Annotated in this window: 24 protein-coding genes; 13 read left to right on the top strand and 11 right to left on the bottom strand. The window is 29.2% G+C overall.

Annotation, left to right across the window (positions count from 1 at the left end; genetic code table 11):
- Positions 1-193 precede the first annotated feature (193 nt).
- From MHN29_RS00155 to MHN29_RS00165, 3 genes are read left to right on the top strand one after another with little or no spacing between them, the layout of a single operon-like run.
- Entirely contained in the window at positions 194-1,264 is a 1,071-nt protein-coding gene (locus MHN29_RS00155) for a sensor histidine kinase (protein ID WP_235273627.1), read from the top strand.
- Positions 1,265-1,269: 5 nt separating this feature from the next.
- Entirely contained in the window at positions 1,270-1,983 is a 714-nt protein-coding gene (locus tag MHN29_RS00160; RefSeq protein WP_235273626.1) for a LytTR family DNA-binding domain-containing protein, read from the top strand.
- Positions 1,984-2,000: 17 nt separating this feature from the next.
- On the top strand, positions 2,001-2,474 hold the full coding sequence (locus MHN29_RS00165) for a regulatory protein RecX (protein WP_235273625.1): 474 nt from the start codon (positions 2,001-2,003) through the stop codon (positions 2,472-2,474).
- Here the strand turns inward: MHN29_RS00165 and MHN29_RS00170 are convergent.
- Positions 2,458-2,985: a hypothetical protein gene (locus MHN29_RS00170; RefSeq protein ID WP_235273624.1), complete on the bottom strand. Its 528-nt coding sequence runs from the start codon at positions 2,983-2,985 to the stop codon at positions 2,458-2,460. The two genes, MHN29_RS00165 and MHN29_RS00170, sit on opposite strands and share 17 nt — an antisense overlap.
- Before the next feature lie 182 nt (positions 2,986-3,167).
- Here MHN29_RS00170 and MHN29_RS00175 point away from each other — a divergent pair, with 182 nt between their 5' ends.
- From MHN29_RS00175 to MHN29_RS00185, 3 genes are all read left to right on the top strand, one after another.
- A complete protein-coding gene (locus MHN29_RS00175; RefSeq protein ID WP_235273623.1) occupies positions 3,168-4,136 on the top strand; it encodes an NAD-dependent epimerase/dehydratase family protein in 969 nt (322 codons plus the stop codon).
- Between the two features lie 110 nt (positions 4,137-4,246).
- Positions 4,247-4,837, top strand: a complete 591-nt coding sequence (locus tag MHN29_RS00180; protein ID WP_235273622.1) for a thioredoxin family protein — start codon at positions 4,247-4,249, stop codon at positions 4,835-4,837.
- A gap of 90 nt (positions 4,838-4,927) precedes the next feature.
- Entirely contained in the window at positions 4,928-5,404 is a 477-nt protein-coding gene (locus tag MHN29_RS00185; protein WP_235273621.1) for an ABC transporter ATPase, read from the top strand.
- A 3-nt stretch (positions 5,405-5,407) separates the two neighbouring features.
- Here the strand turns inward: MHN29_RS00185 and MHN29_RS00190 are convergent, their stop codons facing one another.
- From MHN29_RS00190 to mce, 6 genes are all read right to left on the bottom strand, one after another.
- Positions 5,408-5,947, bottom strand: coding sequence for a hypothetical protein (locus MHN29_RS00190; protein ID WP_235273620.1), 540 nt, complete (start codon positions 5,945-5,947; stop codon positions 5,408-5,410).
- 35 nt (positions 5,948-5,982) lie between these two features.
- On the bottom strand, positions 5,983-6,678 hold the full coding sequence (gene truB, locus MHN29_RS00195; RefSeq protein ID WP_235273619.1) for a tRNA pseudouridine(55) synthase TruB: 696 nt from the start codon (positions 6,676-6,678) through the stop codon (positions 5,983-5,985).
- Positions 6,678-7,487 (bottom strand): undecaprenyl-diphosphate phosphatase, encoded by an 810-nt coding sequence (locus tag MHN29_RS00200; protein WP_235273618.1) that lies wholly within the window; start codon positions 7,485-7,487, stop codon positions 6,678-6,680. The genes truB and MHN29_RS00200 overlap by 1 nt, the downstream gene beginning before the upstream one ends.
- 2 nt (positions 7,488-7,489) lie before the next feature.
- A complete protein-coding gene (locus MHN29_RS00205; RefSeq protein ID WP_150899868.1) occupies positions 7,490-7,732 on the bottom strand; it encodes a DUF3098 domain-containing protein in 243 nt (80 codons plus the stop codon).
- 6 nt (positions 7,733-7,738) lie between these two features.
- Complete coding sequence (locus tag MHN29_RS00210; protein WP_235273617.1) at positions 7,739-8,617, bottom strand: ABC transporter permease; 879 nt, start codon at positions 8,615-8,617, stop codon at positions 7,739-7,741.
- A 62-nt stretch (positions 8,618-8,679) separates the two neighbouring features.
- Positions 8,680-9,081 (bottom strand): methylmalonyl-CoA epimerase, encoded by a 402-nt coding sequence (mce, locus tag MHN29_RS00215; RefSeq protein WP_235273616.1) that lies wholly within the window; start codon positions 9,079-9,081, stop codon positions 8,680-8,682.
- A gap of 95 nt (positions 9,082-9,176) precedes the next feature.
- Between mce and MHN29_RS00220 the strand changes: the two genes are divergently transcribed.
- From MHN29_RS00220 to MHN29_RS00245, 6 genes are all read left to right on the top strand, one after another.
- Positions 9,177-9,803 carry a hypothetical protein gene (locus tag MHN29_RS00220; RefSeq protein ID WP_235273615.1) on the top strand — a complete coding sequence of 209 codons (627 nt, stop codon included), beginning with the start codon at positions 9,177-9,179 and terminating at the stop codon, positions 9,801-9,803.
- Positions 9,804-10,056: 253 nt separating this feature from the next.
- The gene (locus tag MHN29_RS00225; protein WP_235273614.1) at positions 10,057-10,707 is read left to right on the top strand and encodes a hypothetical protein; all 651 of its coding nucleotides are present in this window, start codon (positions 10,057-10,059) and stop codon (positions 10,705-10,707) included.
- A gap of 617 nt (positions 10,708-11,324) precedes the next feature.
- Positions 11,325-12,077, top strand: coding sequence for a sensor histidine kinase (locus MHN29_RS00230; protein ID WP_235273613.1), 753 nt, complete (start codon positions 11,325-11,327; stop codon positions 12,075-12,077).
- Between the two features lie 69 nt (positions 12,078-12,146).
- Positions 12,147-12,791 carry a response regulator transcription factor gene (locus MHN29_RS00235; protein ID WP_255689061.1) on the top strand — a complete coding sequence of 215 codons (645 nt, stop codon included), beginning with the start codon at positions 12,147-12,149 and terminating at the stop codon, positions 12,789-12,791.
- Positions 12,792-12,812: 21 nt separating this feature from the next.
- A complete protein-coding gene (gene rbfA / locus MHN29_RS00240; RefSeq protein WP_235273612.1) occupies positions 12,813-13,208 on the top strand; it encodes a 30S ribosome-binding factor RbfA in 396 nt (131 codons plus the stop codon).
- A gap of 37 nt (positions 13,209-13,245) precedes the next feature.
- Positions 13,246-14,448: an ABC transporter permease gene (locus tag MHN29_RS00245; protein WP_235273611.1), complete on the top strand. Its 1,203-nt coding sequence runs from the start codon at positions 13,246-13,248 to the stop codon at positions 14,446-14,448.
- 3 nt (positions 14,449-14,451) lie between these two features.
- Here the strand turns inward: MHN29_RS00245 and dusB are convergent, their stop codons facing one another.
- Positions 14,452-15,453, bottom strand: a complete 1,002-nt coding sequence (gene dusB, locus MHN29_RS00250) for a tRNA dihydrouridine synthase DusB (protein ID WP_150899877.1) — start codon at positions 15,451-15,453, stop codon at positions 14,452-14,454.
- Between the two features lie 103 nt (positions 15,454-15,556).
- Between dusB and lepA the strand changes: the two genes are divergently transcribed.
- Positions 15,557-17,353, top strand: coding sequence for a translation elongation factor 4 (gene lepA, locus MHN29_RS00255; protein ID WP_235273610.1), 1,797 nt, complete (start codon positions 15,557-15,559; stop codon positions 17,351-17,353).
- 58 nt (positions 17,354-17,411) lie between these two features.
- Here lepA and MHN29_RS00260 read toward each other — a convergent pair whose 3' ends face one another.
- Genes MHN29_RS00260 through MHN29_RS00270 form a run of 3 tightly spaced genes read right to left on the bottom strand, consistent with a single transcriptional unit; the run spans position 17,412 to position 19,505 of the window.
- A complete protein-coding gene (locus tag MHN29_RS00260; protein WP_150899879.1) occupies positions 17,412-17,684 on the bottom strand; it encodes a hypothetical protein in 273 nt (90 codons plus the stop codon).
- Positions 17,685-17,728: 44 nt separating this feature from the next.
- Positions 17,729-18,493, bottom strand: coding sequence for a LytTR family DNA-binding domain-containing protein (locus MHN29_RS00265; protein WP_235273609.1), 765 nt, complete (start codon positions 18,491-18,493; stop codon positions 17,729-17,731).
- A 4-nt stretch (positions 18,494-18,497) separates the two neighbouring features.
- Positions 18,498-19,505, bottom strand: a complete 1,008-nt coding sequence (locus MHN29_RS00270; RefSeq protein ID WP_235273608.1) for a sensor histidine kinase — start codon at positions 19,503-19,505, stop codon at positions 18,498-18,500.
- Between the last annotated feature and the right edge of the window lie 2 nt (positions 19,506-19,507).

Here is a 19,507-nt window from a genome sequence, read left to right on the forward strand (position 1 = left end):
ATTATGGTGCAAATATGAATTGGATTAAGAAGCTGAAGTTTAATAATCGACAAATGAGTGCGAAAAATCGACGTTTGAATATTTTCGGAGTAAAAAACTCATTTGGTAGATAAAATTGAGTGTTTAGGATTAGAAAAGGTTGATTTGTCGACTGGTGTATTATAATTAATAGGCTATTTTTATCTTTACCAGCATGGATACAATCAACAAACTAATTAGTTATTTTCAAAAAAACAGGATATTAAAACACTTGGTGTTTTGGATTGTACTGTTATTTTTAAATGTCCCTAAAGGGGTCATAAGGCATGAGAATGATCCTTTGTACGCAATTTTAACCATGTTTGGAAGCATATTGGTTGCACAAATTTTTACTTCTTATTACTTTGCTTACTTTGTTATACCCAAGTTTCTCTTAAAAAAGAAGTATATAAAAGCGATTTTATTATTTGTTATAGGAACTTATGTTTTTAGTGCTTTTGGTAGAATTATGATTGTTCATGTAGGTGAAACTTTAGTTAGAAGACCTCCGTTTGTACAAGAGCCAATATTAGAGATATTGACAGATTGGAGAAAATTATTAGTTAGTTATGTTCCAAGTGTTTATTCTGTAGCACTTATATTTCTTTTTGCTAAATATCTTTTAGAATATAAAAAGATTAAGGAGAGGGATTTAAGTTTAAGTAAAGAAAAATCGGAAGCAGAGTTAAAAACGCTAAAAGCGCAGTTAAATCCACATTTTTTATTTAATACATTAAATAATATTTATTCTCTTTCTGTGGTTAATTCACCCAAAACATCAACATCAATAAGTAAATTATCAGAAATTTTAGACCATGTATTGTATCGTTGTAATGGTAAATATGTGTTGTTATCTAGTGAAATAGAGTTGTTGAAGAACTTTATAGAATTAGAAAAGTTACGTTATGATGAAAGGTTAAAAGTTAATTTTACAGAAAATATAGAAAATGATATAGAAATTCCACCTTTAATACTATTGTCTTTGGTAGAAAACGCTTTTAAACATGGTGCAGGAGAAGATAGTGGTTCTCCAGAAATTGATATTGATATTTCAAGTAAAGGATCAAAATTTCAATTTATAATAGCCAATACGATAGTAGATGCTTATGAGGTTAAAGGAAAAGATAGTATAGGTTTGCCTAATATTAGAAAACAATTAGATTTAATATGTGGTAATAATTATGAGTTAGATATTAAATCTAGTGAGAATAGATTTATTGTTACTTTAAAAATTAATCAAGAATAAGAAATATGAAAATAAAGTGTTTGGTGGTAGATGATGAACCTTTAGCTATAAAATTGCTAGAAAAACATATTTCTAAAATTGATGCATTAGAAATAGTAGCTACATGTAATAATGCTATAAAAGCATTTGAAATATTAAATACTCAAGAAGTAGATTTGTTGTTTTTAGACATAAAAATGCCAAATTTAACAGGGATAGATTTTTTAAAAACATTAAAGAATCCACCAAAAACCATATTTACTACAGCATATAGAGATTACGCTATTGAAAGTTATGATTTGGGTGTTATAGATTATTTATTGAAACCTATTACTTTTGAACGTTTTTTTAAGGCTGTAGATCGTTATTTAGGAGATCAAAAAAAACAATCACAATCAATTCAATATAAAGAAAAAGAAACAGATGATTTTATGTTGGTAAAATCAGGAAATAAACATCATAAAGTGGTTATTAACGATATTCTATTTATTGAAAGTTTAAAAGATTATATAAAAATACATACAGTAGATAATAAAAGAATAGTTTCTAAATATAGGATTAGTGAAATAGAACAGGAATTAAAAGAAGTGAATTTTTTAAGAGTTCACCGTTCTTATATTATAAATATTAATAAAATATCAGCTTTTACAGTTAATGATATAGAGGTAAATTCAACGGAAATCCCAATAGGAGCAAGTTATAAAGAAAAGGTGATATCTTTTTTAAATAACTGGAAATAGGGTAGTACTTTTGTTTTATGAAGAAACAGGTTATTTCGGTTGAAGAAATAAAAAGAAAGTTGGAGAGTTTTTGTGTATATCAAGATAGATGTCATAAAGAAGTAGAGAAAAAGTTATCAGAATATAATTTAATTCCAGAGGCTAAGGATAGTATTTTACTACATTTACTACAAGAAAATTTTTTAAATGAAGAACGATTTTCTAAAAGTTTTGCTAGAGGTAAATTCAGAATTAAAAAATGGGGAAAGCAAAGAATAACTAGTGAACTTCAAATGAGAGATATTTCTACTTATAATATTAAAATAGCATTAAAAGAAATTGATGAAGAAGAGTATATGTCTACTTTGTATTCTTTAGTGGAAAAGAAAAACAAATTAGTGTCTGAAACAAACTTATTTAAAAGAAGAAAAAAAGTAGCAGATTACCTACTATACAGAGGTTTTGAAAGTAATTTAGTTTACGAAGCTATTAATACTATTCAAAACTGTTAAATAAACTATCTAATTTTACCGCTTTGTCAAAACGTTTTTTAGCATAAACAGCGTTTATTTTATCATTCATACTACCAAAAAGAGAAAGCATTTTTTCAACTTGACTATTAACATTCTTTGAAGATATAGAAGGAATATAGGTCATATCTGCAAGTCTTAAAACTTCATTTTCAAAAACATTAACACGAGCTTTAAAAGCTGGAGTTTTTAAAGTTTCAATATTTAAACTGTCTTTTAATTGTTTGGTTAAATCTTTAAGTTCTATGGCGTTGTTTAAAGCATCAGTAGGACTAATATTTTTAAATTGAGCTAAAAATTCTTCAGTTATAAAATATTCTTTCCAATTTCTAATTTCCTGTATAGATCCTTTGTCAAGTACTGTGTATTCAGCATGTTTTACAGAAGTGTTAACATCTGTTTTCTGAATAGTTTCTTTGTTTTGATTTTTTTCTTTTTTACAAGAAATAAAAACAATTAAAAAAGAAAATATAAGAATTTGAAAAGGTCTCATTAAACGATAAATTAAAAGTATAAAAGTACATATTTTACTTGATTTAAAAATGAAAATAGAATTATAAGTTTGTAATCAGTAGATTAAGCTCTTGTTTTGATGATAGTTAAAAAAGGATAAATATTTTTTGTGAAATATGAAATTTAATAACTTTGCCGCACTATATTTTTGAATTATTAAAAATGAATGACACGATATTAGTTTTAGGAGCTTGCGGGCAAATAGGGACAGAATTAACCCAACAATTACGTTCTATTTACGGTAATGATAATGTAATAGCTTCAGATATTAGAGAAGGAGGAAAAGAAATGATGAGTTCTGGTCCTTTTGAAATAATTGATGCAACTAGTCAAGAAGATATTTTAAAAGTAATTCAAAAATATAAAGTAAATCAAGTATACTTGATGGCAGCAATGTTGTCGGCAACAGCAGAAAAATATCCATTAAAGGGTTGGGATTTAAATATGACCTCTTTATTAGCTGTTTTAGAGCTAGCAAGAGAAAAACATATTGAAAAAGTATACTGGCCAAGTTCAATGGCGTCTTTTGGACCTACATCACCAAAAATTAATACACCACAACAAACAGTTATGGAGCCTTCAACAGTTTATGGAATTAGTAAGGTTGCTGGAGAGCATTGGTGTAATTATTACCATGAAAAATATGGAGTAGATGTAAGAAGCATTCGTTATCCTGGAATTATAAGTTGGAAAACATTACCAGGAGGAGGTACAACGGATTATGCAGTTGATATCTACTTTGAAGCATTGAAAAAAGGAACTTTCGAATGTTTTTTATCAGAAAATACTCGTTTGCCAATGATGTATATGAATGATGCTATTAAAGCAACAATTCAGTTAATGCAAGCTGATGTTGAAAAAATAAAAACTAGAACTTCTTATAATTTATCTGCCATTAGTTTTACACCAAAAGAAATAGCTGAAGAAATTCAAAAATATATTCCTGAATTTACAATTTCTTATAACCCAGATTTTAGACAAGCGATTGCTGATAGCTGGCCTCAAATAATTGACGATACAGAAGCAAGAAAAGATTGGGGATGGCAACATGAATACGATTTAGCATCGATGACTAAGGATATTATTAGTAATTTAAAATCTTTAGAAAGTCAAAAATTAGAAGAAGTGTAAGCTTCTAATCATCTTTACGTCTATATTATTCCGTTTTTGTAGTTCGTAACTTAGGTTACTGTATACATTAAGACGAACTAGTACATTTGTAGTATAATAAGATTATTAAGATGAAAGAAATTATAGAAAGCAGTTTACAAAAAGCCATTTCATATTCTGAATATAGAACTCTTGTAAAAGATTTGTTAGAACAAGGAAAGTCAACTGGATTAACTCAATCTGATGCCTTATTAAATTATAGTTTACTAAACGATAAAAGAATGAAGCGTTTAGATAAAACTATAAAAATTTCTGAAGAAACTATAGCAAAGGTTAAGGATGTAAAAGAGCCACAAACTTGGTTGGTTTTAACAGAAGGTTGGTGTGGAGATGCAGCTCAGAATTTACCAGTTATTAATAAAATAGCAGAAGAAAACCCTAATATTCAATTAAAGTTAGTCTTAAGAGATGAAAACTTAGAATTAATGGATAAGTTTTTAACTAACGGAGGAAGATCTATTCCTAAATTAATTGCATTAGATAAAGAAAATGAAGTAGTTGATACTTGGGGGCCAAGGCCATCAGTTGCTACTAAAATGGTTGCAGATTATAAGACTGAACACGGAAGTTTAGATGCAGATTTTAAAAAAGATTTACAAGTTTGGTATAATAAGAACAAAGGGAATAATGTGCAAGAAGATATTCTTACATTATTAAAATAAAATCCTTTTTTATAAAGTAAATCCTCTTCTTGAATCTTAACAAGAAGAGGATTTTGTTTTCTGTATATTTGCCGCACAGAAAGAATAATTATGTTAGTAGATTTCAATACGTTATCAGAAGAAGCTAAAGTTTGGATTTATCCATCTAGTAGAAAGTTTTATCCGCAAGAAATAGAAGGGTTAAAGGGAAAACTAAAAACATTTTCCGAAGAGTGGAAGTCTGAAGAAGATTTTAAAGTATCTTTTGAGTTAAGGTATAATCGATTTATTATTTTTTCAGTAGAAGATAATATACAGTTATCTAACGCAGAAATAGATAAACAAGTAGCTTTTGTATTACAATTACAGCAAGAGTACGATATTGAGTTATTAGATAAGATGAATGTTTGTTTTAAACAAGGGGAATATACTCAGTATAAAGAGCTAAAAGATTTTAAAAAGCTAATAAAAAATAAGTCTGTAACTGGTAAAACCATTGTTTTTGATAACTTAGTTCAAACAAAACATGAGTTAGATAATTATTGGGAAGTACCAATTACAGAGAGTTGGTATAGTCGTTTTCTTTAAAAATTAGAATAAGGTAAAGCCAATACCAAGAGAAATACTGTCTAGATTTCCATTTTTAAATTGGGCTATTTTTTTTCTTTGAAAATCTAAACGTATCATTCCATTAAAACTACTATTACTAAGAGATAGGATTCCTAAACCAACCTTGTAATAGTTACCATTTGAAAATCGATTGGAAGGACGAAACATTTGTCCGTAACTAGATTCAATAAAATAAGCACTACTGGCTTTTTTTATAAAATTATAACGAACACTAGCGTACATTGGAATAGAGTTGATAGCGTATGTAAAATGATGATCATAACCTATATTAAAGGTAGATGCCCAACGATCATTAAATTGATATCCAAAACCAGTTCTTAATAAAATAGATTTAGGTACAATTAAAGGACCGTTTCCTTCTTCTCCTAATTTGTATTTTTGATTAATTCCAAAAGTAGTACTTAAAGATCCAGTAAAGAAAGGACGTTTGTTTTCATTTTGAGCACTAATTTTAAAGTTAACAACTAAAGTTACAAAGAGTAGTAGTGTAGTTTTTTTCATAGAAGTAAATGTTTTTTTGCTCTATGAGACAAAAACTATTCCACTTCTAATGATTTTATAAAATTATCAATACTTAGTCCGTCACTAACAGAAAAATTTCCAATTTTAGTTCTCCTTAAGGCAGATAAATGGGCTCCAGAATTTAAAGCTAAACCAAAATCGTAAGCTAAAGAACGAATATAAGTCCCTTTACTACAAACAACTCGAAAGTCAACTTTATTAGCACTAATGTTGGTGATTTCGAATTCAGAAATAGTAATTTCTCTCGATTTAATTTCAGTAGTTTCTCCTTTACGAGCTAGTTCATATAAACGTTTACCATCCTTTTTAATTGCTGAAAAAATAGGTGGCTTTTGTTGAATTTTCCCTATAAATTTTTCTGTTGTTTTATGAATCAATTCTTCAGTAATATGTTCTATAGGGAAAGTTTCGTTTACTTCAGTTTCTAAATCGTAACTAGGAGTTGTTTCACCAAGAGTTATTGTACCTGTATATTCTTTTATTTGACCTTGATATTCGTTGATATTTTTAGTCTGTTTTCCAGTACAAATAATCAATAAACCGGTAGCTAAAGGGTCTAAAGTTCCTGCATGACCAACTTTAATCTTTTTAATATCAAAACGTTTACGAATATGCCAACGTAATTTATTGACAACTTGAAAAGAAGTCCATTCTAAAGGTTTATCAATTAATAAAACTTGTCCGTTTTTATAGTCTTCAGCAGTCAGCATTATATAGAAAGTTTATATACGAAAAAGTGAATTATTAATAGGGTAATTCCAAATATAATACGGTAGTATCCGAAGATTTTAAATCCTTTTTTACTTAAGTAATCTATAAATGATTTGATAGCTATTAAAGCAACAATAAAGGCAACAACATTACCAATAATAAGGTAGTTTACTTGTTCAGAAGATAATTCAAATCCAGCTTTATAATAATCATAGGTTTTTTTAGCAGTAGCACCTAACATAGTAGGAACCGCTAAGAAGAAAGAAAATTCAGCAGCTGTTTTTCTATTTATTTTTTGAGTCATACCACCTACAATACTAGCACCACTTCTTGAAGTTCCTGGGATCATAGCTAAACATTGAAAAAAACCAATTTTTAAAGCAGTAGCATAACTTATTTCTGTATGAGCTGTCGGATTTTTTTCATCAAACTCTTCGTTGGCTTTAAACCAATCGTCAACTTTTAATAAAATTATACCTCCAATAATTAGAGAAATTGCAACTGTTACTGGACTTTCCAATAAACTATCAATAACATCATTTAAAAGCAATCCTAACACAACAGCAGGAATAAATGCTACTAACAGTTTTAAATAGAAATCGAAACTTTGAAAAAAGCGTTTCCAATACAGTACTAAAACAGATAAAATAGCACCTAGTTGAATAACTATGGTAAATAGTTTTGTGAAATCATCTGTTGCTATCCTCATAAATGAAGAAGCGATAATCATATGTCCTGTCGAAGAAACAGGTAAATATTCAGTGATACCTTCAATAATGGCTAAGATAATAGCCTCTAATAATCCCATGCTTATTTTTTTGGATTGGCAAAAATAGCATAAATTTCAATACCTAGTCCAATAATAACAAGAGTTGGAGCTAAACGAATTCTTTGCCAATTATAAATTTCAGGATTAAATACTTTAGGGTCGTCACTACCACCACCGGCCATTAGAATAAATCCTAATGCTATAACAGCTAAGCCAATTAACATGATTATATAATTGCGTTTACCGAATAAAAATTCTTGTTTTGTCAAATTATCTTTTTTCATAAAATCTTAGTAATACAAATCGTTAGTTTGTAAGTTTAAAAAACGTTGTGTGGCAAAAAATGTACTTATCCAAGTAATAAAGAAAGATACAAATAATACACCTCCAGCAACATAAGCTAAAGGAGTGTAGTCCGATAACATTTCTAGTGTAGGAATGTATTTATTTATGTAATAAATTAGAAGAGCAATTCCACTTAATGCGATAAATGCTCCCAGTAAACCTAGCTTAATACTTTGCCATATAAATGGTCTACGAATAAAACTTTTAGTTGCTCCAACCATTTGCATGGTTTTTATATTGAATCTTTTAGAGTAAATAGATAAACGAATAGAGCTATTAATTAGTATAATAGCAACAATACCAAAGAAACCACTTAACACTAATAACCAAAAACTAATTTTTTGAATGTTTTGTGTTAGTAATCGAACTAAAGGTTTGTCGTAATTTACTTCAGCTACCAATTTATTTTTCTCAAAAGATTTTTCAATCTCGCTCATCTTTTCAGGAGTTACGAAATCTGCTTTTAGGTAAATGTCTAATCCGTTTTTAAGAGGATTATCACCTAAAAACTTTAAAAAATCTTCACCTAGGTCTTTTTTGTATGTTTTTGCAGCTTCCTCTTTAGTTATATAGATAACTTTATTTGTGTATTCTTTTTTCTTTAAAGTTTCTTTAAAGTTTTTTGATTGCTTAGCAGTAACATCATCCTTTAAAAATAGAGTCATCACTACTTTCTCTTTAAAGTGATTAGCAACTTTGGTAGATTTTAATAAAACCAAACCTAAAATCCCAATCATAAAAAGTACTAGCGCAATACTAACTACTACTGAAACATAAGATGATTGTAAGCGTCGTTTTTGAAAAGAATCAAAAGAGGTTGTCATTATTTAATGTTGTAATTTTAACATTGCAAGATACAAATATTTGGTAATTCCTATTGAACGAATTATTCAATTTCCTGACATAATTCAATTAAAACGCCATTAGTAGTTTTTGGATGTAAAAAAGCGACTAGTTTATTATCAGCTCCTTTTTTAGGGATTTCATTTAATACGGTAAAACCTTCCTTTTGTAAACGCTTTATTTCTGCTTCAATATTTGTAACTGCAAAAGCTATATGATGAATTCCTTCCCCCTTTTTTTCAATAAACTTAGCAATAGGACTGTCGGGTTTAGTAGCTTCTAAAAGTTCTATTTTATTAGGACCAGACTTGAAAAATGAGGTTTTAACACCTTCGCTAGCGACTTCTTCAATCTTATAATGTGGTTCTCCAAAAAGTGATGCAAAAAGCTGATTTGATTTTTCTAAATCTTTTACAGCAATACCAATATGTTCTATTTTATCCATAAGGTAAAAGTATAAAAGAAAAACGAGTCTGTTTGAATTTGTGAAAGAAATAAACATTAAATTAATCCCAATATTAATTTAAAATGATTACTTATATGAAAATAACAAAAATTTTGTTGGTCGCCTCCATAGGATGGGCTAGTTTAATCTCTTGTACACAAGACAAACCCACAGAAGTTTTAATAGAAAGAAATATTAAAATTATAAAACCTAAAAACTTATTGATGTACAAGGAAATGGTAGGAATGCTTGAGCATTATGATAAGACCAGAAAACCAATTTTAGAAAAGGCTTTAGGGAAGGAAGATACCCGTGTAAATTTTTTTACAATTGAAGCTTTAGAGACTTATTTAAACTATGTTAAAAAAGTGTCTGAAGAAAAAGGGATAAAATTAACAGGGATTAACATAGTGTCTGCTTCCTATCCTGAAAATACTTTGCATGGTGTTTCTAATTATCAGACAGTTATGTTTATGCCAACTACTGAGATAAATGGGCATAATATAGCCTTTGCTCCTGAAGTTTCGAAAAATGGAAAAATTATAACAATGAAAGAAATTTTAGGGAAGTATGGTTATAATTGGATATACGATACTAAAGAAGATTATGAAAATAAAAAAATAGAGATCAAAGAAATAAAACAAAATTTTTTAAGAAGAGATGAACTTGTAGATAGTGAGAGTTCAAATGCAAATAGAGGAACATTATCCCCCCCGTACTAATATCTAAAAAATAAAAAAAGCCCACTAATTGTGGGTTTTTTCGTTTTAAGTAAAAATTAATATTCAAGAGTAAAAATATTGAAAAAACTATAGGGTATCCATTTTTATTTTATAGGGGTTTTTCCTGTATTTTAAAAAACTAAGAAAATATAAGTGTTTGATAGAATGCTTTATAAGAAATGTGTTGAAATAAGCTGATTATTATTGAAAATAAGCTAGTATATTTAAAGTGAATTTAAATATTATTTTTATTATGAAAAAAACTAACCTACTAAAATTGCTAATCATTGTTTTCACAGTGAATTTTATGGCTTCATGTGAAAAACAGAAATGTGAGTGTGATGATTGGCAATCACAAATTCCAGATGGTACATTTTGTTATTCTGATGAAGGAAGAACTCCTGAAATGCTAGATTATAAAAAGATAGTAAATATGTTAAGAACTTACGATACTACAAGAATAGCACCTTTAGAAAAAGCTTTAGGTTATGAAGATTCACGTATCAATACTTATGATTATAACCAGTTTTTAAAATATTTAGGAAGAATAATGAAGTTGAGTAAAAAAGCAGGGATTGAAATATCAGGAATTAGCTTTATTTCAGCTGCTATGCCTAATTATAATGGAACAGGAAAAAGTTACCAGGATTTAATTTATATCCCAACTACAACAATTGATGGTAAACAAGTAGCTTTTGATCCTTTACAATCTTTTACACAAGGAAAGTTAGTTACGTTTAAAGAAATGTTAGCTAAAAATGGATATAACTGGATTTATAATTCTATGGAAGAGTTTAATGAAGGAAAAAGAGAAGATTACGATTATAGCATAGAATTACCAGTTGGAAATTCAAATGACCTAAGTGGAGCAGGAAATAAAGGTTTTTTACAACCGCCATACTAAATGTTTAAACTGAATTATATAGCGTTAGCTTTTGCTATAATATCTTTCTTATCTTATGTTTTTTTTAACAAAAATATAAGCTTTAAAAGTATAAGGTATTTTATTGTATTTCTTTTTTGCATGTTTTTTTTTGATGTAATTGGAGTTGTTTTTTTTAAATATGGATTAAATAATGCATTTTATAATTTAATGGTCCTATTAGAGTTTAACGTGTTGTTTCTTTTTTATAGAGATATTTCACAAAATTCACTCACAAAAAAAATTATAAAAATATTTACAGTTCTTTATAATGTGATTTTATTTTGTAGCTCCTTTTATTATGGAAAAGCTATTTTTTCAACAAAATACAATACGATAGCTCCTGTTTTTGGGGCTGTTTTCATAGGAATAGTTTTAATGCTATATTTAAGAGAGTTTTTGTTGTCCGAAAAGGTGTTGAATTATAAGAAAAATGTGTTTTTTTGGATTACAACAGGTTTATTATTGTATTATATTGGTACTATGCCTTTAACAGCAATAGTTAATTTTTTAAAGACAGGAAACGTGTTTTTGACTTTATATAAAATACAACACCTGTTGACTATTGTAATGCATGTTTGTTTTTTAACTGGATTGATATGGAGTTGGAAGAGAGTCAGGTAGTTGTATTTGTTTCTACTATTTTAGTCGTTTTAGGAGTGCTGTTTGTAGTTTCTCTTTTTACAGTATTTCAAAATAGAAAGAATAAACTATTAATGGAGCGTGCAGAAAGTAAAAAACGATACGAAAGAGAGTTAGCGGAAACTCAAATAGAAATACGAGAAGAAACTTTAAGAAATATAAGTTGGGAGTTGCACGATAATATCGGGCAACTCTTAACTTTAGCTAAAATACAAATGCAACATGCTTCTCCAGAAAATATAGAAGAAATTGCCGATACTATAGCAAAAAGTTTAACGGAAATAAGAGCATTGTCCAAGTCGATAAACCCCGATTTTATTAATGCTATAAAATTAAGAGAAGCAATAGAACTAGAATTGCGAAGATTTAATAGATTAAATTATATAGAATCTAGTTTTGAAGTAGAAGGAGAAGAAAGAGAAATAAATCAAAAACATGGAATCATAATCTTTAGAATTTTACAAGAATTTTTTTCAAATACGATAAAACATTCAAAAGCAACTAAACTCGAAGTGTTTTTAAATTATAAAAAAGATGCTATTGAGATCGAAGCAAAAGATAACGGAGTTGGTTTTGAAATGAAAAAAGTAAGATTAAAAGGTATTGGTTTACAGAATATTAAGGCGAGAGCAAAACTTATAAATGCCGAAGCAAAATTTAAATCGGAACCTCAAAAAGGAACCAGTTTAATAATAAATTATTATATTTAAGAATTGTAGTACATTGTCCCTTCATTATATTGTCCCTCACAACAAGATAATAACCTAACCTACGTAATTATGAAATACTCAGTTGTTGTTGTAGATGATCACACTCTATTATCACAGGCAATTGAAGGTATGGTAAATACCTTTGATAAATTTAAAGTGTTATATACATGTAAAAATGGGAAAGAAGTTTCGGAGAAGTTTTCCGCATCACCTAAAAATATTCCAGATATTGTTTTAGTTGATGTAAATATGCCAGTAATGAATGGTATTGAAACTACCGAATGGATTGTAGAAAATCACCCACATGTACATGTAATGGCATTATCTGTAGAAGATGCAGATGGTACTATTCTTAAAATGCTTAAAGCAGGAGCCGTTGGTTATTTGCTAAAAGATACTAAAAAAGAAGTATTAGAAAGGGCGCTTCTAGAAATGATGGATAATGGTTTCTTTCATACGAGAAATGTTACAAACTTATTGTTAGATTCAGTATCCGGTAAGAATGGTAAAAATTCTATTCGATTTAAAGAAAACGAAATAATCTTTATGAAATTAGCCTGTTCAGAATTAACCTATAAAGAAATAGCAGACAAAATGTTTTTAAGCCCAAAAACTATCGATGGTTATAGGGATAGTTTGTTTACTAAATTAAATGTTAGAAACAGAGTAGGCTTAGTGATGTATGCCATAAAAAATAAAATTTACACTCCGTAAATTTATGCCTAAATTTGCAGCATGGAAGAAACAAATAGACAACGAAAAATTGCAGGAGTACTGCAACAAGATTTAGTAGATGTTTTGCAGCGTGCCGCGCAAGATGGAATGAAGGGAGTGATTATATCGGTATCAAAAGTTTCTGTTACTGCTGATTTAGGGGTAGCAAAAGTATATTTGAGTGTTTTTCCTTCTGAAAAAAGAGATGAAATTATTGAAGGTGTTAAATCTAACACACCATTGATACGCCATGAATTAGCACAAAGAACCAAAAACCAGCTTAGGAGAATGCCTGAATTATTGTTTTTTGGAGATGATAGTTTAGATTATATTGAAGATATTGATAAGTCTTTAAAAGGAGGAGACGTTGATCCAATTAAGAATCCAGAAATTTTACCACGTCGTCAAAAGCGTTAATAAATTTGTTTACATTGCTACTTAGATTTATTAATAGTTGAACTTTCCTTTATACATAGCTAAAAGATACTTGTTTTCAAAAGCAAGCACCAATGCAATAAACATTATAACGTTTATAACCATTTTTGGTGTTGTTGTTGGAACCTTAGCTTTGTTTGTGATTTTATCAGGGTTTTCAGGGTTAAGGACATTTAGCGACTCATTACTTCAAGATTCAGATCCAGATATTAAAATTTCAATGGTTAAAGGTAAAACCATTGAATATTCTGATGAAATTTATCAAAAAATAATAGAAAATGATGAGGTGTTAGCTGTGTCTAAAGTGATAGAAGAGCGAGTTTTTTTAAGTTATAAGGATAAAAATCAGATAGCATATATAAAAGGAGTAGAACAAAATTACAATCAAATTTTACCTGTAGATTCTTTGTTGAAAGTAGGGAGTTGGATAGATCCAGAATTTAGAAATACTGCCGTATTAGGTTACGGTATTGGATATAAACTATCATTAGGAATAATGAATTTTGGTGAACCTTTAAAAATCTTGGTTCCCAAGCCAGGAAAAGGATTTATAAACCCAAATAATGCTTTTAACTCTATACCTGTTCAAATTATAGGTGTTTACAAAGGTTCAGAAGAGTTTGAGGGTAAGTTTGTTTTTACAGAAGTCGAGTTAGCTCAGAAATTGCTTAATTATAAAGATAATCAATTTACGGCTATAGAATTAAAACTAAAAGAAGGTATTGATTTAGATAACTATCAATCTAGTTTACAGGAAAGTTTAGGAGAGGCTTTCAAAGTGCAAACCAGAGCACAATTAAATACGGTATATTATAAAGTAGTAAATACAGAAAACTTTATATCGTATTTAATTTTTACATTGATTATAGCTATTGCATTGTTTAATGTAATAGGTTCAATTATTATGATGATAATTGATAAAAAACAAAACCTAAAAACTTTAGTAGATTTAGGTAGTACAATAGATAAAATAAAAAGAATTTTTGTCTTACAAGGCTTTTTATTGACACTAGTAGGAATGGGTATCGGGCTTTTAATTGGAATTATTTTGGTGTTAATTCAGCAAAAATTCGAATTATTTATGATTACAGAAACATTAGCTTACCCCGTAGAATTTAGATGGTTTAATTTATTCTTGGTAATGCTTACAATTTCAATACTAGGTTATGTAGCGGCAAAAATTGCAAGCTCAAGAATATCAAAAGCATTTATTGAGAAATAAAGCTTATTTTATTTCAGGAATAGTTGCGTTTCCAAATTTAGCTTCCACTTCATTAAAAGTAGCAAAAACATCTTTAGGATCATCAGAAGTAACCATTTTCATACGATAATCTTTAAAATGAGGAATACCTTTAAAGTAGTTTGTATAATGTCTTCTTGTTTCAACAACACCTAAACGTTCTCCTTTCCAGTCAATAGACATTTCTAAATGACGACGAGCCATTTCAACACGTTGTGCTATGGTAGGTTTTGCTAAGTGTTCGCCAGTTTTAAAGAAGTGTTTTACTTCGTTAAAAAACCAAGGATATCCAATAGAAGCTCTACCAATCATACAACCGTCTAAACCATACTCATCACGCATTTCCATTGCTCTTTCAGGCGAAGTAACATCACCGTTTCCAAAAACAGGAATGTGCATTCTTTGATTGTTTTTTACTTGTGCAATTGGCTTCCAGTCGGCATCACCTTTATACATTTGAGCACGAGTACGACCATGTATAGCAATAGCTTTGCATCCTACATCTTGTAAACGTTCAGCTACTTCAACAATTCTTATAGAATCATGATCCCAACCTAAACGAGTTTTAACAGTTACAGGAAGTTTGGTATGTTTTACCATAGCTTCTGTAAGTTTAACCATTAAATCGATGTCTTTTAAAATACCAGCACCTGCACCTTTAGAAACAACTTTCTTTACAGGACAACCAAAATTAATATCAATAATATCTGGATTTGATTTTTCAACTATCTCTACGGTTTTAAGCATAGAGTCTAGGTTAGCTCCAAATATTTGAATTCCAACAGGGCGTTCTTTCTCGTAAATATCTAATTTCATTACGCTTTTTGCAGCGTCACGAATTAGTCCTTCCGAAGAAATAAATTCAGTATAAACCACATCTGCACCGTTTTCTTTACATAAAGCTCTAAACGGTGGATCACTCACATCTTCCATCGGCGCTAATAAAAGCGGGAAATCAGGAAGTTCTATATCTCCAATTTTTACCATGCTGCAAAGTTACTTTTTATTTTTTTATTGAATAAATTTTTATTTGTGGATGCATTTTACATAAAGTATCTTTGTCGACTATAAGAAGTTAGAAATACGACGAATGAAGAAAATTAGAAATTTTTGCATTATTGCACATATTGATCATGGTAAAAGTACACTTGCTGATAGATTATTAGACTATACAGGTTCTGTGTCAGAACGTGAAAAGCAAAATCAGTTACTTGATAATATGGACTTGGAGCGTGAACGTGGAATTACGATTAAATCGCACGCAATTCAAATGGATTATAAATATAATGGAGAAGATTATATTTTAAACTTAATTGATACTCCAGGGCACGTAGATTTCTCTTATGAAGTTTCTCGTTCTATTGCAGCTTGTGAAGGTGCTTTGCTAATTGTAGATGCAGCACAAAGTATACAGGCACAAACTATCTCTAACTTATACTTAGCGTTAGAAAACGATTTAGAAATAATACCAGTTTTAAACAAGGTAGATTTACCATCAGCAAATCCTGAAGAGGTTACAGATGATATTGTAGATTTATTAGGTTGTGAGCCAGAAGATGTAATTCATGCAAGTGGTAAAACTGGTTTTGGGGTTGATAATATTTTAGCAGCAATTATCGATAAAATTCCTGCTCCTGAAGGAAATCCAGATGCGCCATTAAAAGCATTAATTTTCGATTCTGTATACAATTCTTATAGAGGGATTGAAACTTATTTTAGAGTAATAGATGGTTCTATTAAAAAGAACCAACGTATTAAATTCATGGCAACAGGGAAAGAGTATGGAGCCGATGAAGTAGGTACTTTAAAGTTAGAGCAAGTTGTTAAGCAAGAAATTAAAACAGGAGATGTAGGGTATTTAATTACAGGAATTAAAACAGCAAAGGAAGTAAAAGTAGGAGATACTATTACTGATTTTGCAAATCCTACTACCGATACTATTGATGGTTTTGAAGATGTAAAGCCAATGGTTTTTGCTGGTATTTATCCAGTAGATACCGAAGATTATGAAGAGTTAAGGGCTTCAATGGAAAAACTACAGTTGAATGATGCATCTTTAGTTTTTCAACCTGAAAGTTCAGCGGCTTTAGGATTTGGTTTCCGTTGTGGATTCTTAGGAATGTTACACATGGAGATTATTCAAGAGCGTTTGGAGCGTGAATTTAACATGACCGTTATTACAACAGTACCTAACGTATCTTATCATGCTTTTACCAAGAAAAATCCTGATGATATTATTATTGTTAATAACCCAACAGATTTACCAGACCCATCGAAATTAGATAGGGTAGAGGAGCCGTTTATTAAAGCTTCTATTATAACAAAATCTGACTTTGTTGGTCAAGTAATGAGCCTTTGTATTGAAAAGCGTGGACAAATTGTAAATCAAACTTATTTAACTCCTCAACGTGTTGAGTTAATTTTTGATATGCCATTAGCTGAAATTGTATTTGATTTTTACGATAGATTGAAAACAGTTTCTAAAGGATATGCTTCTTTTGATTATTCGCCTATTGGAATGCAAAAATCTAAATTAGTACGTGTAGATATGCTATTAAATGGACAAACTGTTGATGCACTTTCTGCCTTATTACATGATAGTAATGCATATACTATTGGTAAAAGAATTTGTGAGAAGTTAAAAGAATTAATTCCGCGTCAACAATTCGATATTCCAATTCAAGCAGCTATTGGAGCAAAAATTATAGCACGTGAAACTGTGAAAGCACTTCGTAAAGATGTAACGGCTAAGTGTTATGGAGGTGATATTTCTCGTAAGCGTAAGTTATTAGAAAAGCAGAAAAAAGGAAAGAAACGTATGCGTCAAGTTGGTAATGTAGAAATTCCACAACAAGCGTTTATGGCAGTATTGAAATTAAACGATTAGAATATAAAAAAAAGCCTCAGTTAATTTAACTGAGGCTTTTTTTTGTTATGAATATTTCTTAATTACAAGTTGTACCTTGTGTTTTAGCTGCTTCTATAACGTCTTCAAAAGTACTACCTTCTGGAATATCAGAAGTAACAGTTTGAATTCCCTCAACAGTAATTGTCATTGTTCCATCACCATTATTACAATACTCAGTTTTGATAGGCTTTGTAGTACCTGCTCCCGAATACTCACATGAGATACATTTTTTTTGATTATCATCGTTATCAGAACAAGCAACAAAAGCTATGGAAGTTAACATAGCAATAGACAAAATAATTTTTTTCATAGTTTAAAGTTAATGATTAAGGCTGCAAATATATTTTTTTCAATCTATTGTTCCAACCATTTTCTAAAATCCGCTGTAGTTGAAGAGCTAGTCATAGGTTTTTCTTTAATACCTTTCATACTAATTAGTAGACGGTTTTTAAAATGGTTCTCAATATTTTCGATATAATCTATATTGATAATTTCACTTCTATTGATTTTGAAAAATTTAGAAGGATTTAATTGTTTAAATGTTCCACCTAATGTTTGTGAGATATTGTGACGTTTTCCATTAAAGTCGGTAGCAATGCAAAAATCTCCTGATGCTTCTATTAAACTAATGTCCACAACATTTAAGAGCTGAATTCCTTTAGTTTTCTTTATAACAAATCGTTTCTTATAAGAATAGTTTTCTTCTTGTAAAGCAGATTTTAAGTTGGTTAAGGTTTCGTGGTTTAATTGATTGTAATCTCCTTGTTTAAATAGCTGTTGATATTTATTGATAGCTTTATTAAAATCGTTTTTAGAATAAGGTTTTAAAATATAAGCAATTCCATTGGTGTTAAAAGCTTTAAACAAATAATCGTCATGTGCAGAACAAAATATAATAGGTATGTTGATGTTTAGTTCATCAAATAAATCAAAAGAAATACCATCTAACAATTGAATGTCTGATAAAATAAAATCATAAGTGTTTTCTGTTAAGAACTTTTTTCCATCTGAATTTGTGCGAGCTACATCATGAGAAAAATTTTCTCCAAAAGAATCCTTTAAATAATTTATCAGTTTTTGATAAGCAGGAATTTCGTCTTCTAAAATTAAAATGTTCATATTGTTAGTTTTCATCACTCAATTTAATAACAGGGATAGATATCATAAACTTATTGGTATTATTACCTATAACCATTTTTTTATCAGATAATAGCTCATAACGAGTTTGTAAGTTCTCTAATCCTGTTCCTAAACTTTCCTTGTTTGGAGTGTTGGTTTTGGTGTTTTTTACAGTTAGCCAACCTTCAGTTATGGTAATGTTTGTTTCTATAGGTTCTTTATTGGCTTTGTTGTGTTTTACTACGTTTTCTATAAGGGTTTGTAATGCACCAGTAGGAATAAATTTGTTTGATATAGTTACTTTTTTTTCAATATTGAATTTGTAATCATTTCCAAAACGAGTTTCAATTAAGAAAATATAGTTTTCAGCGAATTTTAATTCTTTCGAAAGCTCCATTACTTCTGCATCTTTGGTTTGAATTAGATAGCGATAAATTAATGATAATCTATTAATGTATTCTTTTGCTTTTTCTGAATCAGAATCAATTAAACTATCAAGTGTATTTAGATTATTGAATAAAAAATGTGGTTCTATTTGTGAACGTAATAGTTTTAATTCGTTTTCTTTTTGCTTTTTTTCAATATTAATTAATTCAGTTTTGCCTTGATAAAACTTTTTGGTTAAAAGAACACCAAGTATTAAACCAATGTTGTCTAAAAGTCTAAATACTGAATGTAGAAACAAATCTATTCCTTTAGGGAATTTAGACCAATCATTTTCTCCACTCCAATAACTTGCTACTTTATCTATATATCCTCCTATAAAAAGACTAAGAAGTCCAAAGAATACAAAATGAATATATTTTTGTTTGTGTACTAGATAGTTTGGGATTAGCCAATACATAAAAAATAACACAGCAGACAAAGACATTACTATTGAGACAGAAAAATCAACGATATATTCTTTAAGCATATTCCCATCTTTATAGTAATCGATAGAGTTTATAACTATAGTAACAGAATATAGGATAATAATAAGTGTCCAGTCTGATTTATTAAGTTTAGTATCCATAG

The sequence above is a fragment of the Tenacibaculum sp. Cn5-46 genome, assembly GCF_022347705.1.
Taxonomy (GTDB): domain Bacteria; phylum Bacteroidota; class Bacteroidia; order Flavobacteriales; family Flavobacteriaceae; genus Polaribacter; species Polaribacter aiptasiae.

What these genes read in the sequence shown, in the direction of transcription:
- MHN29_RS00155 (WP_235273627.1), top strand. Translation starts at nt 194, where the DNA reads ATGGATACAATCAACAAACTAATTAGTTATTTTCAAAAAAACAGGATA.
- MHN29_RS00160 (WP_235273626.1), top strand. Translation starts at nt 1,270, where the DNA reads ATGAAAATAAAGTGTTTGGTGGTAGATGATGAACCTTTAGCTATAAAA.
- MHN29_RS00165 (WP_235273625.1), top strand. Translation starts at nt 2,001, where the DNA reads ATGAAGAAACAGGTTATTTCGGTTGAAGAAATAAAAAGAAAGTTGGAG.
- MHN29_RS00170 (WP_235273624.1), bottom strand. Translation starts at nt 2,985, where the DNA reads ATGAGACCTTTTCAAATTCTTATATTTTCTTTTTTAATTGTTTTTATT.
- MHN29_RS00175 (WP_235273623.1), top strand. Translation starts at nt 3,168, where the DNA reads ATGAATGACACGATATTAGTTTTAGGAGCTTGCGGGCAAATAGGGACA.
- MHN29_RS00180 (WP_235273622.1), top strand. Translation starts at nt 4,247, where the DNA reads ATGAAAGAAATTATAGAAAGCAGTTTACAAAAAGCCATTTCATATTCT.
- MHN29_RS00185 (WP_235273621.1), top strand. Translation starts at nt 4,928, where the DNA reads ATGTTAGTAGATTTCAATACGTTATCAGAAGAAGCTAAAGTTTGGATT.
- MHN29_RS00190 (WP_235273620.1), bottom strand. Translation starts at nt 5,947, where the DNA reads ATGAAAAAAACTACACTACTACTCTTTGTAACTTTAGTTGTTAACTTT.
- truB (WP_235273619.1), bottom strand. Translation starts at nt 6,678, where the DNA reads ATGCTGACTGCTGAAGACTATAAAAACGGACAAGTTTTATTAATTGAT.
- MHN29_RS00200 (WP_235273618.1), bottom strand. Translation starts at nt 7,487, where the DNA reads ATGGGATTATTAGAGGCTATTATCTTAGCCATTATTGAAGGTATCACT.
- MHN29_RS00205 (WP_150899868.1), bottom strand. Translation starts at nt 7,732, where the DNA reads ATGAAAAAAGATAATTTGACAAAACAAGAATTTTTATTCGGTAAACGC.
- MHN29_RS00210 (WP_235273617.1), bottom strand. Translation starts at nt 8,617, where the DNA reads ATGACAACCTCTTTTGATTCTTTTCAAAAACGACGCTTACAATCATCT.
- mce (WP_235273616.1), bottom strand. Translation starts at nt 9,081, where the DNA reads ATGGATAAAATAGAACATATTGGTATTGCTGTAAAAGATTTAGAAAAA.
- MHN29_RS00220 (WP_235273615.1), top strand. Translation starts at nt 9,177, where the DNA reads ATGAAAATAACAAAAATTTTGTTGGTCGCCTCCATAGGATGGGCTAGT.
- MHN29_RS00225 (WP_235273614.1), top strand. Translation starts at nt 10,057, where the DNA reads ATGAAAAAAACTAACCTACTAAAATTGCTAATCATTGTTTTCACAGTG.
- MHN29_RS00230 (WP_235273613.1), top strand. Translation starts at nt 11,325, where the DNA reads ATGGAGTTGGAAGAGAGTCAGGTAGTTGTATTTGTTTCTACTATTTTA.
- MHN29_RS00235 (WP_255689061.1), top strand. Translation starts at nt 12,147, where the DNA reads ATGAAATACTCAGTTGTTGTTGTAGATGATCACACTCTATTATCACAG.
- rbfA (WP_235273612.1), top strand. Translation starts at nt 12,813, where the DNA reads ATGGAAGAAACAAATAGACAACGAAAAATTGCAGGAGTACTGCAACAA.
- dusB (WP_150899877.1), bottom strand. Translation starts at nt 15,453, where the DNA reads ATGGTAAAAATTGGAGATATAGAACTTCCTGATTTCCCGCTTTTATTA.
- lepA (WP_235273610.1), top strand. Translation starts at nt 15,557, where the DNA reads ATGAAGAAAATTAGAAATTTTTGCATTATTGCACATATTGATCATGGT.
- MHN29_RS00260 (WP_150899879.1), bottom strand. Translation starts at nt 17,684, where the DNA reads ATGAAAAAAATTATTTTGTCTATTGCTATGTTAACTTCCATAGCTTTT.
- MHN29_RS00265 (WP_235273609.1), bottom strand. Translation starts at nt 18,493, where the DNA reads ATGAACATTTTAATTTTAGAAGACGAAATTCCTGCTTATCAAAAACTG.
- MHN29_RS00270 (WP_235273608.1), bottom strand. Translation starts at nt 19,505, where the DNA reads ATGGATACTAAACTTAATAAATCAGACTGGACACTTATTATTATCCTA.